A 16,486-nucleotide genomic window follows, 5' to 3' on the forward strand; every position below is an offset into this window, starting at 1 on the left:
TCCAGGATCTTTTCGTTAAACCTGTGTTATCAACACATGTTAACTTCTTATGTTAATAAGCCCAAAAGCTATAATTATATTCGTACCAACCATACTTGAAATCCAAATGCAAAAAAAATACCTCTTTATTCCGCTTTTATTAGCAGGCAGCATCACTGCCGGCTATGCTCAGATAAGTGCGGTAGTGAATTTAAATAAAAACTATCAAACCGGACTTGAATTACTTCACAACGAAAAATTCGGCGCAGCTGCTCAGCAATTTAAACTTGTAGAACAAAGTAGAGAAAAACCAGGTAGTCAACAAGAAAGTAATGCTGAACTTTCGCTCCTTAAGGAGAATGCGAAATTTTACGCCGCAGTATGTGCATTGGAATTAGGAAATAGTGATGCAGAATCGCTCTTCATGAACTTTATTAAAGACTATCCCCTAAATCCAAATACAAAACTAGCCTATTTCCATGTCGGCAAATCTTATTTTGCCCAGAAAAACTACACTAAAACACTGGAATGGTTCGAGAAAACAGATCCTTCTGTACTCTCTAAAAAAGAGCGTGTCGAGTACCAGTTCAAACAGGGATATGCTTATTTTTCATTAAAAAATAATGAAAAGGCAGAGCCACTTTTTGAAGCTGTCAAAAAAGAAAATTCCCAATATCAAGAAAGCGCCACTTATTACTTCGCTTATATTAATTACCTCAACAAGGAATATAAAACTGCCCTTGCTAACTTTGAGAAACTTAAAGGATCAAAAACCTACGAGGCCAGCTATCCTTATTACATCACCTCTATGTATTATCTTGACGAAAGATATGACGATGTAATTGCGTATGCAGTACCTGTACTCAACAGTTCAAAACAACAGTTTGAGGCCGAAATGCAAAGCCTGATTGCCGCCTCGTATTTTGCGAAGTCGGACTATAAGAATGCAGAAACATATTTTAGAAGCTATTACGCTAAAGATGCCAGTGCCACTAAAAACAATCTGTTCATTTATCAGTATGGCTATACACTATTTCAATTAAAGAAATACAGTGAGTCTGTTCCAGTATTAGAACAACTGAATACAGACGACGTATATCTCCAAAGTGGGATGTACACATTAGGCCGTTCGTTCCTTCAATTAAAAAATAAAGAAAAAGCACGAAGTGCTTTCTTCAGAGCTTCCCGTCTGGAATTTGACAAAAATATCCAGGAAGAGGCATGGCTCAACTATGCCCGTCTGAGCTATGAGCTGGAATTTAACCAGCAGGCACTCGATGCCACCCAGAATTTCCTGAAGCAATTTCCAAAGTCCAGAAAGCTTAATGAAGCAAAGACTTTACTTGGAGAAATCCTGCTAAGCAGTAAAAACTATCAGGCTGCAATTGATATTTTGGAAACAATAGATGTTAAATCGCCGGAAGCCAAAGAAGCATATCAAAAGGTTACTTATTTCAGAGGCCTTGAGTTTTATAACGAGCGCGCCTTCCCGAATGCACTTTCTATGTTCCTGCGATCACAGAATTTTACTGAGGACGGTGAGATAACTGCATTAAGTACTTATTGGATGGCTGAAGCAGGCTATGAATTACGCAAGTTTGGCGAATCGGTAAAAAACTTTGAAAGGTTTCTTAGCCTTCCCGAAGCCAGTAAAACTAAAGTATATAATTTTGCCAATTACGCCTTGGCATATGCCGCTTTTGAAGATGAAAAATATCCGAAGGCCGCCACTTACTTCGAACGTTTCCTAAATGGTAATGATAAAGATCAAAAAACGATCAATGATGCCACAATCCGATTGGCTGATGCCTATTTTGTTAGTAAAAGCTATCAGAATGCTTTGCTGAACTATAATAAAATCATCAGCAATAAATCGACTGGCGAGGACTATGCCCTTTTCCAACGCGGCATGATTCAGGGACTACAGGGTCAGGATGATGCGAAAATTAACACCATGCAAAGCTTGCTAAAACAATTCCCAACGTCGAACTATGCCGACGACGCAGGATTTGAAACCGCATATACCTATTTCAACAAAGGTGACCTCGACAAATCTAAAACCGATCTCATTAATCTTGTAAGCCAATATCCGAGAAGTAGCTATGTACCCAGAGCGCTGGTGACGATCGGATTGGTCCAATATAACCAAGACCAGGATGATGCCGCATTAGAGTCATTTAAGAAAGTTATCCGTGACTACGGAAGTACTGAAGAAGCTAAACAGGCATTGGAGTCCATCAAAAACATTTATGTTGACAAAGGCGATTCCAATGGATTTATGACTTACGCAAGCAGCACACCAATAGGAAATTATTCCGTTGCGGAGCAGGACAACATCGTATTCCAGGCAGCAAATGCACGCTATTTAAAAGGCGATGCTCAAGGGACTGTTGAGGCCGTAAATGCTTATTTTGATAAATTCAAAAAACCTATACATGATAAGGAAGGTAAATTTATCCGAGCCGAATCATTGGTAAAATTGAATCGTTCTGCAGATGCAATTCCTGACTATGAGTATATCCTGAACGATTGGACCAGCGATTATACCGAGCGTTCGCTTACCAGTATTTCTCAACTGTTCCTCAATGAAAAGAAGTATAATGAGGCCGTTGTTTATCTGAAAAGATTAGAAACTACCGCTGATTATAAATCGCACTATACCTATTCAATTAATAATCTACTGAAAGCCTACAGCGCATTGAACATGCCTGATGACATGTTAAAATATGTACAGCTGATTAAGGACTCCGACAAATCATCGGAGGAAGAGAAGAATAGTTCAGACCTCTACGCGGGTAAGGCTTACCTATTAAAATCAGATACCACAATGGCTGTTAAGGCTTTCGGCGCAGTGGTATCCAAAACTAAAACCCTCGCAGCTGCAGAATCAAAATACAACCTTGCAGCTATACAATATGCGAAAAGGGATTATAAGGCCTCCCTTAAGACGTGCTTTGATCTTATTAACAACATGCCATCTTATGACTATTGGGTAGCGAAATCTTTCCTACTACTAGCCGACAACTATATCGCGACCAAAGATCTGCTGCAAGCAAAAAGCACCTTGCTAAGTCTGATAGACAACTATGATGGCAAAGACGATATCGTGCCTGCAGCCAAAGAAAAATTAGAAAAAATTAAATAAGATCCTGAACATGAGATTAAGTAACCTATTATATACTACCCTGATTTTATCTGCCACCGCACTGACTACACAGGCACAGGATACAAAACCGACTGAAAAAAAGAAGGAAGAAAAGACGATTAATGAAGAGATCGAAGTAGTAAGACCGTATAAACCTGTACTCGCTGAAGCCGTAAAACTCAGACGTAGTCCAGATTTGAACGACAATAAAACCTATAAGGCAAAATTCAACTACACATTGACCGAACGTAAACTGGAGTTGAATTCTGACATCAATAAACTACAAGCCCAGCAGCTTACTGATGAGCAACGTGCAGAATTGATTAACAACTACCTTAAAGCAGGATTTGGTTCTGCAACAACAACTTTAGCAGAAGGTTATTTCAGCACAGGTAATGACGAAGCTCTGCAAGCCGGAGCATATTTTAAACATTTCGGTCAGGAAGGCAAGCTTATCGGACAAAAGTATAATCAGCAACAACTAAGTGTCTTCGGAAGAAGTATTGGTGATCAGGCTACTTTTAGCGGCAAATTAAATTATCAGCGTAATGGTCTCTACTTCTATGGCCTTGATCAGAATAATCTCCCCGTAAACTTCAATCCCGAAAAACAAAGCTTCAATTTTATCGAAGCAGAGGGCGAGGTGGTTAATAAATTTAGTCCTGATGCAGATGCACTCAGCTATGCTGCTAAAGTAAATGGCTATTTATGGAATGATAAATTTAGCGCCAAGGAAAATGCGATAACGATCAACGGATACCTGAACAAGCGAATCAGTACGTTTAACCTCGGACTGGCTGCAGGAGTCGACTTTGGATCAACCAAAGATGCGCTACGCAGTGTCAGCAACAATATCTTGCGCCTAAATCCTTACATCCGCCTGCAAACCAACGGTATTAATATCACCGCCGGGATTAACTTCGTTCAGGAATTCGGGACAGCGTCAACAAGTAGGATCTTCCCTGCAGTTACCGCAGACTTTACTGTCATTCCAGATTACTTACAATTATTTGGCGAAGTTAAGGGTGACGTAAACCGGAATTCATTAAAACAGTTGACTGACGATAATCCGTTTCTTAACAATAACATCGAAATAAGGAATTCAGTTGAAAAATTGAGCATTAGCGCCGGCATTAAAGGAACTGGTGGGCCTGGTTTTGGATACAAGATAAAAGTATATCACAAAGAGATTACCGACATGCCTCTATTCGTAAACAACTTCTCCAGCGCAAATAAATTTGATGTGATTTACGACTTTGGGACCATGAAACTTACTGGAATAGAGGGTCAAATTTCCGTACAAGTAAGTGATGATCTGAACTGGACCGGTAACCTGATTCTGGAGCAGTATAAGCCGGCCGCCGAAACAGAAAGCTGGTACAAGCCTCAGGCACGCTTAAACTCTAATTTACGCTATAACTTTAATAAACAACTAAGCTTTGACGCCGCGGTAGCGCTACAGGGACAAAGTAAAGCGAAGATATATACTTCTTCACCAGCTAGTCCTTATATACTGCCAAATACAGCAATAGAACGGGTTGTTAACGTTAAAGGTTTTGTCGATTTAGGTGTAGGTGCAAATTACCAGATCAATCAGAAATTCTCTGTGTTTTTAAAGGCCAATAACTTGCTGAATACCGAAAATTCAAGATATCTTTATTATCAGCCAATTGGCGTCAATGTTTTCGGCGGCTTAACCTATTCGTTCTAGCCCTTTTGCATTATTAATTGCTTGGTAAAGAATTAAAATTTATTTTTACCAGAATGGAGATATTATCATATGTGGCCGAACTGATTCAATCCAGGAAAGAGATTGGCATTTTTGGACTGGGAACAATTTATAAAAAAAAATCTCCCGGAAGGTATGATACCGCCACACATACGTTTCTGCCCCCATGTTTTCAGATTGCCTTCAAACAAGAGCAATCTGAAAATGACCTATTAGCACGATTTATCTCAGCACAAAGAAATATTTCACGCGAATCCGCTGATTATTTCATCAGTGTTTTTGTTAAAGACATTAATGATCAACTGTCAAACTTGGGTAACGCCGATCTGAGTCCTTTAGGGACGCTGACGGCTACCGAAGAATTGTTGAGGTTTGATCCAAATCCTGATTTTAAAACCGGCTTCGAGTTTTTTGGTTTACCTGCGGTGAAAAACTCCACACCGACAGCTACGGAAAATGGACCTGCTCCATTACCTCTTCAAATAGAAACGGTTGAAAATATTACCGAGGAAGAATTAGCTGAAACTGATATCGCTGCTGAAAATCCGAATGATCAACCGGAGGAAATTACCATGCCTGAGGATGTTATCGAAGAAGTTCAGGAACCGGAAACCTCAATAGAGGACGAGCATAGTAATGCTGAGCCAATTGATATTCATGCATTGGAACAGATTGAAACTCCGGAATCAGAACTACTGCCAGAATCAGAGGAGGAAACCAATGTTGATCAAGAGCAAATAGAAATGCTTGAACAGGAATCTGAAACAAATGAATTTGTAACTGATAACGAGCCTAATCTTTTTGTAGAACCTGAAGCTGAAATTATTACTTCAGAAACAACTAAAGAAGAGGAGATCCAGCTAGAAAACCTTCAGGAGGAAGAAAATCCCGGACAGGATAGTCAAGAAGAGATATTTACTCCTTCAGATATTACCTCAGAAACAACCACAGAAGAGAAGATCCAGCTGGAAAACCTTCAGGAAGAAGAAAATCCCGGACAGGATAGTCAAGAAGAAACATTCACATCTTCGGAAGTTAAGGAAACTTCAAAAGAAGATGATGAAATTTATGAGGAAATATCAGAGAATCCGATAGCTTACCAACCGGAAAACCAGGAACACGTCATTTCTGAAATTCCGTTATTGATTGAGCAGGAAGAAACCATAGCTGAGGAAGAGTTTGCAGAACCCCTAGCGGAGTCTGTTCAGGTTCCACCGTCATTCTATGCAAGTAATGGACCCATTCCTTCAGAAAGTACAATACAGTATACGATACAGGAAAATACGCAAAATACTGGAACTCCAACCTATGTAAAGGTACTAATCTGGATTACGTCTGCGCTGATTCTCATTATGGTAGCCTATTTAGTTATTCCAATGCTTCCTGAATCATTTAGGAAACCTGCAATAACGGTTGATAGCACAAAGAAAAAAGCAACAGTAATAAAAACTCCTGTAATAGCTGATACTGTGACTGATAAAGATTCAATTACAGAAGCAGCCTCTGCTCCTGTAACAGTACCTGCCAAAAAGGAGGTACCGGTGAAACAAGCTGTTCCTGTGCAAACAAAAGTAAAGCTGGATACTGTCACTACCTATGAGATTATTGGTGCTTCTGTTGCCAACGAAAAAGAAGCGAACCAGTTTATCGCGCAAATGAAAAAAAGCGGTGTTAATGCTAAAGTTGTGACAAACTCCCCTGGTAAAAGACTAAAAATGAGTATTGCAACGTTTAAAGACCAGAAAGAAGCTGCTTTAGAACGTACGCGTCTCGAGAAAAAATTGAAAATTGACGGCATTTACATTTATATAAACAAACCAAAATAATATGATCACATTGCTTCAAGGTGCAGTAGATACAACAAAACAAATTATTGATACCGCAAATGCTGTAAAACAGGCGGTAGCAACTGCCCCTCCTGAATTACATTTTATCGATTTGCTGTTTAAAGGTGGATGGGTAATGATTCCACTGGCATTTTTGGCTTTTCTTGGTTTGGTTATTTTTACAGAGCGTTACATCACGATCAGAAAATCGTCGAAGATAGAATCTAACCTCATGCTTCAAATCAAGCAGTATATCCACGAGGGAAAACTCGATCATGCGATCACTGTCTGCCGGAACAACAATTCCCCATTAGGAAGAATGCTTGAAAAAGGGTTACGCAGAATCGGCCGGCCGATCAAGGATATTGAAGGTGCGATAGAAAATGTTGGTAAATTGGAAGTTTCGAAAATTGAAAAAAACATTGGTATCCTCGGCATCATCGCCGGTATAGCACCAATGCTTGGATTCGTTGGTACCATTGTCGGCGTAATCACGATATTTCATGACGTGTCCATTAAAGGTGCCATTGAAATAGGTACAATTTCTGGTGGTCTTTATACTAAAATGATTACCTCTGCAACCGGCCTGATTGTAGGGATCATCGCCTACATTCTGTACCATATTCTAAATATGATGGTAGAACGGATTATTCTGAGAATGGAAACCGATGCAATCGAATTTATAGACTTATTGGAGGAACCAGGTAAATAATGAATTTACGCAAACGACAAAAAGCCACCGTTGAAGTTCATACTTCAGCATTGAATGATATCATGTTCTTCCTGATGTTGTTCTTCCTGCTTGCCTCTGCCGTGGTCAATCCTCAGGTAGTGAAACTACTTTTGCCGCGCTCAGAGTCAGGCCAGCAGTCTACCGCACAAAAGACAGTAACAGTTTCTATCACTGAGAACCTGGAGTATCTGGTAGAAAAACAGAAGGTAACCTTGGAAAGCATGAAGCAAACGATTGAGACTTATCAAAAAGCCTCTCCTGATCTTACCCTTGTATTGTATGTAGCCCGCGGAGTATCTATTGAAAATACAATGGCCGTTTTTGATGTAGCAAACCAATTGAAATTAAAGGTTGTTTTAGCTGTAGAACCTAAAAAATAATGACTTACCCTAACGAAGAAAATAATTATCCGAAGGCACTGGCCATATCCTCTGCCATTATGATTCTTCTGGTCGCCCTAAGCTTTTTTATTGCTATAGGTAGCTTCCAGCCAGAAGAAACTCCGGGTATGGGCGGCATTGTCGTCAATTATGGAACTTCTGTAACGGGCATGGGAACAGATTACACAAGTATCGAAGAGCCTTCTGCCGATCCCAACGCTAATCAAAAGATGCCAGACAAGGTAGTTCCGGTTCCTCAGAACACACAAACATCTACCCCTCAAACCTCTAACCAGGATATTCAGACACAGAATTCTGAAGATGCAGTGAGCATAAATACTAAAAAATCGACTACTAAGACCACGCCGAACGCAGCCGTAGACCAAAAGCCTGCTGCTCCTGCAATCAATCAAAATGCACTTTATAAAGGCAAAGCAAACTCAGGCACCGGGGGCGGTGATGGAACAGGAACAACTCCAGGAAACCAGGGAAGTGTGAATGGGGATCCCCTATCCAATAACTATGGCGAGGGTGGATCCGGTTTTGGTGATAAGCCTATTGAACTTAGAAAATTCACAAACCTGATAACGCCAAGAGATGATGGTCAGAAAACAGGCAAAATAGCTGTCCGTATTACATTCAATAAAGAAGGTGTGGTTATTAATGCAACACCAGGAGTTAAGGGAACAACGCTTAGCGACCGTGATCTTTGGCAGAAATGTAAAGATGCGGTAATGGGCGCCCGACTCAGTGAATCAAGCGCAGGGCCTGATGTTCAGAATGGCGTAGTTGTTTTCAACTTTAAAGTTAAATAGTCGCTAGGCTTTGATACTTTTGCAGGGCATTATCATGAGGAAATGAATTATCAAGAAACCCTGGACTACCTCTACAGTAAACTTCCAATGTTTACCAGAATCGGAGAAGCCGCATTAAAAAAAGATTTACATAACACGATCGCACTTTGTGCACAACTGGGTAATCCCCAGGATCATTTCAAAACAATCCACATTGGCGGAACTAATGGAAAAGGTTCTACCTCTCATATGTTGTCGGCAATTCTGCAGGAAGCTGGATATAAAACCGGACTGTACACATCCCCTCATCTTAAAGACTTCCGGGAACGCATAAAAATCAATGGGGCAATGGTCCCCGAATCTTTTGTCACTGATTTCGTAGAGACGCAAAATCAATTCATTACTGAACTGCAGCCTTCTTTCTTTGAAGTTACTGTGGGTTTGGCTTTCTCCTATTTTGCTGCCGAAAAAGTCGATGTCGCTATCATCGAAGTAGGGCTGGGCGGTCGTCTGGATTCCACAAATATCATCCATCCAGACCTATCTGTAATTACAAATATCAGTCTTGATCACACCAATATCCTTGGTAACACGATAGCAGAAATTGCTTATGAGAAAGCAGGGATTATTAAATCTGGCATACCAGCAGTTATCGGAGAAAGAGTTGAAAACTCCGCTGATGTGTTTATCAATAAAGCAGCGGAAGTAGGCGCAGAATTACATTTTGCATCTGAAGATATCCGTTTAATCGATAGCAACAAAACGGGTGAAATGTTGCAGTTAACGTTAACGGATCGCGACCACAACGAGCTATACAAAAATCTCGAACTCGATCTGACAGGCATGTATCAACTAAAAAATGTCCGGACTGTAGTTGCTGCCGTAATCGAATTAAGGAAAATTGGATATCGTATTTCCGACAAACATGTGTATGCTGCCTTAAAAGAAGTAAAGACACTTACAGGTCTGCAAGGTAGATGGCAACAGCTAGGTACAAATCCAACGGTAATCTGTGATACTGGTCATAATGTTGCCGGCATCCAGGAGATATTACAAAATATCAACCAGACACCACATCAGCACTTGCACATGGTTATCGGCTTTGTAAAGGATAAAGATATCAGCAGTATTCTTGCTATGCTTCCTAAAGATGCGATTTATTATTTCACCGAACCACAACTTGAACGCGCACTCCCGGCGGCTGAGTTAGCAGAAAGATCTGCAGAGTTTGGGCTTCAGGGCCAAACGATAATCAATGTACTTGATGCGTTGGAAACAGCCAAAACCGGAGCCGCTCAATCAGACCTTATTTTTGTAGGTGGAAGTACCTTCGTTGTAGCGGAAGTTTTATAATTTTTTTACATAGCAGGTCTTTTTTCCTTTAACAGAGTATATACCTTTACATGACTTAATTTTTAATAATGAAAAGAGTATATGCACTGGCTGCCGCCCTGCTTTTGTTTAGTCCTATCGGCTTTGCGCAAAAGAAAACGGTTAAAACAGCCGCCCAAAAATCATTTCCGGCAGAGATAAGCCGCCCTAAATTAGTGGTTGGTCTGGTAGTAGATCAAATGCGTTGGGATTACTTGTATCGCTACTATAACAGATACGTAAATGGCGGTTTTAAGAGACTGATCAACGAAGGTTTCTCTGTAGAAAATACAATGATCCCTTACACTCCGACCTATACCGCGCCCGGGCATACTTGTATATATACAGGTTCAGTACCCGCAGTTCATGGAATTATTGCCAACAACTGGTATGACCCTGAGTTGGGTATAGATATGTATTGTACAGATGATAAAACGGTACAAACAGTTGGAAGCACCTCGGCAGCAGGGCTAATGTCGCCGAAAAATATGCTGACAACTACCATAACTGATGAATTACGTTTAGCTACCAACTTCAAAAGTAAAGTTATCGGGATTTCATTGAAAGATCGTGGGTCTATCCTACCTGCCGGACATTCGGCAAATGCTGCGTATTGGTATGATGGTATCAGTGGAAATTGGATAACCAGTACTTACTACATGAAACAGCTACCAGCCTGGGTTGATGCTTACAACAAGCAAAAGATGCCAGATCTGTATTATGCTAAAGAATGGAATACACTATATCCGTTAACAAGTTATTCTCAAAGTACAGCTGATAGCAAAGCTTATGAAGGTGCTTTTAGAGGCGAGACCGCACCAGTATTCCCTCATAAACTAAGTGATGCAGTGGGCAAAAATTTTGAGTTGATCAGAAGCACTCCTTATGGAAATAGCATGACCTTGGATTTAGCAGAAAAAGCAATTGCTGCTGAAGGATTAGGTAAAGGTACAGCCACAGATTTTCTCGCGGTGAGCTGCTCATCGACAGATTATGTAGGCCATCAGTTTGGTCCAAATTCCATTGAGGCAGAAGATACCTACTTACGTCTGGATAAAGATTTGGAAACTTTTTTCGCTTATCTGGATAAAAGTGTAGGTAAAGGAAACTACCTGTTATTTTTGAGTGCTGATCACGGAGCAGCCCACGTCCCTGGCTTTATGGCAGAAAATAAAATGCCTTCAGGCCTCGTAAATACGAGAAAATTAACAACTGAACTGAACACACTGATCGAGAAAGACTTTAAAGTTAAAAAAAGTGTGCTTACCGTGATGAACAATCAGATCATATACAACAAATCTGAAATCACAGAAAGTAAAGCTGATTTTGAAGCAATCAAAAAGCGAACGATCGCCTACCTCAGACTTCAGGATGGTATTCAGGACGCTGTAGATAACACAAAATTAAGTGAATCTACGCTTCCTGCAGAAATAAAGGAAAGGATCGCCAATGGTTACAACGCACGCAGAAGTGGTGATGTATATTTCTTGTTAAAGCCAAATTGGTTTGATGGTGGCGTTACCGGGACCACACATGGTGCCTGGTACCCGTATGATTCACATATTCCCCTGGTATTTATGGGTTGGAACGTTAAACCTGGAAAAACCAATAAAACACATTATATGACTGATATTTCTGCAACACTGGCTGCTATGCTCCGCATACAGATGCCGAGTGGCTGCATCGGTGAACCCATTACCGAATTAACCAATCAGTAAACTTATAAAAGCCGCATAACCTGCGGCTTTTATTTTTACTACCTTTGTTGACCAAATATAAATCCGATTTATGGAGTCAATAAAAATCTATAAACCAAAACATAAAATACGTTTTGTAACTGCTGCTGCTTTATTCGACGGTCACGATGCAACAATAAACATCATGCGCCGGATTTTGCAATCCTCAGGAGCCGAAGTTATTCATCTCGGCCATAACCGTTCGGTAGAAGAAGTTGTGAACTGTGCGATTCAAGAAGATGTGCAGGGCATTGCTATGACCTCCTACCAGGGTGGTCACCTGGAATACTTCAAATATATGTTCGACCTTTTGAAAGAAAGAGGCGCAGCACATATCAAAATATTCGGAGGTGGCGGTGGCGTAATCCTCCCAACAGAAATCGCGGAGCTGCAGGCTTACGGAATCACCAGAATTTATTCACCGGATGACGGTCGTAAAATGGGCCTCCAGGGGATGATCAATAACATGTTGGAACAAACCGATTATGTAACCACTTCAGCCATCACAAATCAGTTAACAGAGATTCCACAGCAAAATGTTCAGAGCATTGCTACAGCCATCACTGTAGCAGAAAATGATCCTGTCGGCGCACAGCATTTTGTCGATGAGCTTAAGAATTTAACACAAAGTAATCAGGCCCCGGTACTAGGGATCACTGGAACCGGCGGATCAGGGAAATCCTCGCTTGTTGACGAACTCGTAAGAAGATTCCTGGTCGAAGTAAAGGACAAAACGCTTGCCATTATATCCGTGGATCCATCCAAACGTAAAACAGGAGGTGCTCTGCTTGGTGATCGGATCCGGATGAACGCCATTAATAATCCGAGAGTATATATGCGCTCTTTAGCTACAAGACAGGCTAATCTCGCACTTTCAAAAAACGTACAGGAAAGCATTGATATTTGTAAAGCTGCCGGATATGACCTTATTATTGTTGAAACTTCGGGTATCGGACAAAGTGATACTGAAATTACCGAGCATTGCGATGTTTCCCTCTATGTGATGACCCCGGAATTTGGTGCAGCATCGCAATTGGAGAAAATAGACATGCTGGATTTCGCCGACCTGGTTGCCATCAACAAATTTGATAAACGTGGCGCTTTAGATGCCCTCCGGGATGTTCGGAAGCAGTACAAAAGAAACCATAACCTTTTTGATGCAGCAGATGACACTATTCCCGTTTATGGTACCATGGCAGCCCAGTTTAATGATCCGGGGATGAACAACCTGTTTACATCGCTGATGGACACTATCAGGGAGAAAACTGGCGTCGACTTCCACGCACAGATGGGCATGACCTCAGCACAATCAGAGAAAATATATATCATCCCACCTGATCGGATCCGTTACCTTGCTGAAATAGCGGAATCCAGTACCACCTACAATGAATGGGTTAACCAGCAAAGCGAAATTGCCCGTAAACTCTATCAATTGCAAGGTGTAATTAAGTTTACTGAAGGTAGTGATGATAAAGGCATTACTGAATCTCTTCAGCATGTATACACACATCTGGAAGAACAACTAGACGGGAATTGTAAAAGACTACTGAGGGAATGGCCAGACACTATTATAAAATACCAACAAGAAAACTTCATCTATAAGGTTAGAGATAAGGAGATCAAACTCCCGCTCTTTTACGAATCCTTATCTAAACTTAAAATACCTAAAGTTTCATTACCACGATACAAGGATTGGGGTGACATCCTTCGCTGGCTGCTTACCGAAAATGTACCTGGTGAATTTCCATTCGCCGCAGGTGTTTTTCCGCTGAAACGGGAAGGGGAAGATCCAACGCGGATGTTTGCAGGGGAAGGTGGTCCTGAACGTACAAATAAACGCTTTCATTATGTATCGCTTGGTCAACCGGCACATAGGCTGTCTACAGCTTTCGACTCTGTAACCCTTTATGGAGAGGATCCGCATATTCGCCCTGATATCTATGGTAAGATTGGTAATTCAGGTGTGAGTATCGCGACGATTGATGATGCTAAAAAACTATACTCTGGATTTGACCTTTGTGCACCAAGCACATCTGTATCAATGACTATCAATGGCCCAGCTCCAATGCTTCTTGGTTTTTTCATGAATGCTGCCATTGATCAGCAATGTGAAAAATATATCATAGAACACAACCTAGAAGAAGAAATAAAGGCTAAAATTGATGTCATATATACCAGCAAAGGTCTAATCAGACCAAGCTACCAAGGTACCCTCCCGGAAGGAAACAATGGTCTCGGCTTGATGTTACTGGGTGTTACTGGTGATCAGGTATTGCCTGCCGATGTATATGCCAGAATTAAGGCTTATGCGATCAGTTCGGTAAGAGGGACAGTGCAGGCAGATATACTTAAAGAAGACCAGGCACAGAATACCTGCATTTTCTCTACGGAATACGCTTTACGGATGATGGGTGACATTCAGAAGTATTTCATCGATCAGAAAGTCCGAAATTTTTATTCAGTATCTATCTCTGGTTACCACATTGCTGAGGCAGGTGCCAACCCAATCTCTCAGCTTGCGTTTACCCTCAGTAACGGCTTTACCTTTGTAGAGTACTACTTAAGTAGAGGAATGCATATCGACGACTTCGCACCTAACCTTTCCTTTTTCTTCTCTAACGGAATAGACCCTGAATATGCAGTTATTGGTCGTGTAGCAAGAAGAATCTGGGCTAAGGCCATTAAAAACAAGTACAAAGGAAATGTACGTTCGCAGATGCTCAAATATCACATACAGACTTCAGGACGTTCACTACATGCACAGGAAATAGATTTTAATGATATTCGCACAACACTGCAAGCTTTGTACGCTATTTACGACAACTGTAATTCTCTGCATACAAACGCATATGATGAGGCTATCACCACGCCGACTGAAGAATCTGTGCGTAGGGCAATGGCAATACAATTGATTATTAATAGAGAGCTAGGTTTGGCGAAAAACGAAAATCCCTTACAAGGTGCCTTTATTATCGAAGACCTAACAGACCTAGTTGAGGAAGCTGTGTTGTTAGAATTTAAGCGTATCAATGACCGTGGAGGTGTTCTCGGCGCCATGGAAACAATGTACCAGCGGGGAAAAATACAGGAAGAAAGTCTTTATTATGAGACCCTTAAACATAATGGAGGTTACCCGATTGTTGGTGTGAACACCTTCCTAAATAAAAATGGATCCCCAACCATAGTTCCTTCAGAAGTAATCAGGGCAACGGAAGAAGAAAAACAATTCCAGATTGAGGCGTTAAAATCATTTCAGGACCGAAATGCGGATCTTACAGAAACCGCGCTCAAGAATCTACAGCTCGCTGCAGTACAGGGTGAAAACATCTTCGAACATCTTATGGAAGCTTGCAAGATATGCTCATTGGGTCAGATCTCAAATGCCATGTATGAAGTAGGCGGTCAATACCGTCGGAATATGTAAAAGTAATAAAATGCAAAACGCCCGGGAGGGACCCGGGCGTTTTTATAATATCATATTTAGAATTCGATAAGCTATTTAAGCATGAATCCAGCTGAATTTGTAATCGATCGTTGGGTTTTTCATACGATCAGCTACCCGGAGTAAACGATTCGGCAAAGCCATAATATAATCTCTTGCTTTCTCACCAGCTTCATTCAAATCACGCATACCTTCAAGCTTCCACTCGTCAATCAATTGCTGCATAATTTCGACGTAATCTACCGCAGTATAAACGCCCAAACGCTGCGCTGCGTCAGTAAAATGTCCAAAAGTTTGTCCTATCTTCAAGCCCATCTCTCTAAGGAAATGCGCTGGCATCACGATCTTTTGACGCATCATATCTTCGAATGCAATCATAGCTTCATTGGGATCAACTTCAAAAATTTTAGACATAAAATCTTTGTAAGCTTTAGCATGACGAGCTTCATCAGAGGCAATCACTCCACACATTTTTGACAACGAAGTATCGCCATCCTGTTTAGCTAACGAAGCTACCCTGCGATGCGAAATATTAGTTGCAAGTTCCTGGAAACTTGTATAAATAAAGTTGCGATATGGATCATGGCCAGTACCAATATCAAAACCATCAGCAATCAGATATTGCGTAGAAATCTCCATTTGACGCATGTCAACACGTCCGGATAAATATAGATACTTATTTAAAAGATCACCATGACGATTTTCTTCTGCTGTCCAGTGTCTCACCCATCTCATCCAGCCACCTTGTTCGTTACGGTCTATACCATCAACCATAGCAAGCCATGACTCATAGGTAGGTAAGGCCTCTTCTGTGATCGTATCCCCGATAAGAACAGCAACAAGATCATAGGAAAGATCGTTCGCTTTTTCTCTAAGCAATTTAATATCCTGATAGAAAGTTTCACTGGTAGAATCGGGAAGGAAATCAGAGGGTTGCCAATTGGTATCAATAGGCTTAAGATAGGTATCCATCATCTCGAGCATATATTTCTCGATATGTAACATCACTTCCCTTCTTCTTTCTGCAAAAAAACTCATTCTTGTGGTGTGTTTAGTTTAAGCCCAAATATAACCAAAATATCTCATAAAGGACTAAGCTACATCTACAATCTTAAACGAAAATAAAGACGATAACGCTTATGAGCAAGCAAATATATTTTGGATTAGCATACAAGCCGTTTTGGGATGGGTAAAGAACTCTTTGTACTTACAAATCCTAAGAAACCTAGAAATGTTATAAAACAAGAAAACCCTGCAGTTTTCACTACAGGGTCTCTTTAAGATTTGGCACCGACCTACTCTCCCACGTGTTACCGCAGTACCATCGGCTCTGGTGGGCTTAACTTCTCTG

At 40.9% G+C, this 16,486-nt stretch carries 10 protein-coding genes; 9 read left to right on the forward strand and 1 reads right to left on the reverse strand.

Features of this window, described 5'->3' with window-relative positions; translation table 11 throughout:
- Nucleotides 1-106 precede the first annotated feature (106 nt).
- The 9 genes from CLV32_RS06100 to CLV32_RS06140 all read left to right on the forward strand — a co-directional run bounded on the left by CLV32_RS06100 (nucleotide 107) and on the right by CLV32_RS06140 (nucleotide 15,117).
- The gene (locus CLV32_RS06100; RefSeq protein WP_133553414.1) at nucleotides 107-3,124 is read left to right on the forward strand and encodes a tetratricopeptide repeat protein; all 3,018 of its coding nucleotides are present in this window, start codon (nucleotides 107-109) and stop codon (nucleotides 3,122-3,124) included.
- A 10-nt stretch (nucleotides 3,125-3,134) separates the two neighbouring features.
- Nucleotides 3,135-4,835: a TonB-dependent receptor gene (locus CLV32_RS06105; protein ID WP_133553416.1), complete on the forward strand. Its 1,701-nt coding sequence runs from the start codon at nucleotides 3,135-3,137 to the stop codon at nucleotides 4,833-4,835.
- Between the two features lie 53 nt (nucleotides 4,836-4,888).
- Nucleotides 4,889-6,679, forward strand: a complete 1,791-nt coding sequence (locus tag CLV32_RS06110) for an SPOR domain-containing protein (RefSeq protein WP_133553418.1) — start codon at nucleotides 4,889-4,891, stop codon at nucleotides 6,677-6,679.
- Between the two features lies 1 nt (nucleotide 6,680).
- A complete protein-coding gene (locus CLV32_RS06115) occupies nucleotides 6,681-7,391 on the forward strand; it encodes a MotA/TolQ/ExbB proton channel family protein (RefSeq protein WP_133553420.1) in 711 nt (236 codons plus the stop codon).
- Nucleotides 7,391-7,792 (forward strand): ExbD/TolR family protein, encoded by a 402-nt coding sequence (locus tag CLV32_RS06120; protein ID WP_133553422.1) that lies wholly within the window; start codon nucleotides 7,391-7,393, stop codon nucleotides 7,790-7,792. Before CLV32_RS06115 ends, CLV32_RS06120 begins: the two co-directional genes overlap by 1 nt.
- On the forward strand, nucleotides 7,792-8,607 hold the full coding sequence (locus CLV32_RS06125) for an energy transducer TonB (RefSeq protein ID WP_133553424.1): 816 nt from the start codon (nucleotides 7,792-7,794) through the stop codon (nucleotides 8,605-8,607). Before CLV32_RS06120 ends, CLV32_RS06125 begins: the two co-directional genes overlap by 1 nt.
- 42 nt (nucleotides 8,608-8,649) lie before the next feature.
- The gene (locus CLV32_RS06130) at nucleotides 8,650-9,939 is read left to right on the forward strand and encodes a bifunctional folylpolyglutamate synthase/dihydrofolate synthase (RefSeq protein ID WP_133553426.1); all 1,290 of its coding nucleotides are present in this window, start codon (nucleotides 8,650-8,652) and stop codon (nucleotides 9,937-9,939) included.
- Between the two features lie 68 nt (nucleotides 9,940-10,007).
- A complete protein-coding gene (pafA, locus tag CLV32_RS06135) occupies nucleotides 10,008-11,675 on the forward strand; it encodes an alkaline phosphatase PafA (RefSeq protein ID WP_133553428.1) in 1,668 nt (555 codons plus the stop codon).
- Nucleotides 11,676-11,745: 70 nt separating this feature from the next.
- The gene (locus CLV32_RS06140) at nucleotides 11,746-15,117 is read left to right on the forward strand and encodes a methylmalonyl-CoA mutase family protein (protein ID WP_133553430.1); all 3,372 of its coding nucleotides are present in this window, start codon (nucleotides 11,746-11,748) and stop codon (nucleotides 15,115-15,117) included.
- 75 nt (nucleotides 15,118-15,192) lie between these two features.
- On the opposite strand, the gene CLV32_RS06145 is transcribed toward CLV32_RS06140, so the two are convergent.
- A complete protein-coding gene (locus CLV32_RS06145) occupies nucleotides 15,193-16,173 on the reverse strand; it encodes an acyl-ACP desaturase (RefSeq protein WP_133553432.1) in 981 nt (326 codons plus the stop codon).
- Nucleotides 16,174-16,486: the final 313 nt, after the last annotated feature.

Origin of the sequence: Pedobacter duraquae, assembly GCF_004362245.1 — a bacterium.
Taxonomy (GTDB): Bacteria; Bacteroidota; Bacteroidia; order Sphingobacteriales; family Sphingobacteriaceae; genus Pedobacter; species Pedobacter duraquae.

Bases quoted from the DNA above. Each gene is read 5' to 3' on its own strand.
- CLV32_RS06125 (WP_133553424.1), top strand. From the start codon at position 7,792: ATGACTTACCCTAACGAAGAAAATAATTATCCGAAGGCACTGGCCATA.
- CLV32_RS06105 (WP_133553416.1), top strand. From the start codon at position 3,135: ATGAGATTAAGTAACCTATTATATACTACCCTGATTTTATCTGCCACC.
- CLV32_RS06115 (WP_133553420.1), top strand. From the start codon at position 6,681: ATGATCACATTGCTTCAAGGTGCAGTAGATACAACAAAACAAATTATT.
- pafA (WP_133553428.1), top strand. From the start codon at position 10,008: ATGAAAAGAGTATATGCACTGGCTGCCGCCCTGCTTTTGTTTAGTCCT.
- CLV32_RS06130 (WP_133553426.1), top strand. From the start codon at position 8,650: ATGAATTATCAAGAAACCCTGGACTACCTCTACAGTAAACTTCCAATG.
- CLV32_RS06110 (WP_133553418.1), top strand. From the start codon at position 4,889: ATGGAGATATTATCATATGTGGCCGAACTGATTCAATCCAGGAAAGAG.
- CLV32_RS06120 (WP_133553422.1), top strand. From the start codon at position 7,391: ATGAATTTACGCAAACGACAAAAAGCCACCGTTGAAGTTCATACTTCA.
- CLV32_RS06140 (WP_133553430.1), top strand. From the start codon at position 11,746: ATGGAGTCAATAAAAATCTATAAACCAAAACATAAAATACGTTTTGTA.
- CLV32_RS06100 (WP_133553414.1), top strand. From the start codon at position 107: ATGCAAAAAAAATACCTCTTTATTCCGCTTTTATTAGCAGGCAGCATC.
- CLV32_RS06145 (WP_133553432.1), bottom strand. From the start codon at position 16,173: ATGAGTTTTTTTGCAGAAAGAAGAAGGGAAGTGATGTTACATATCGAG.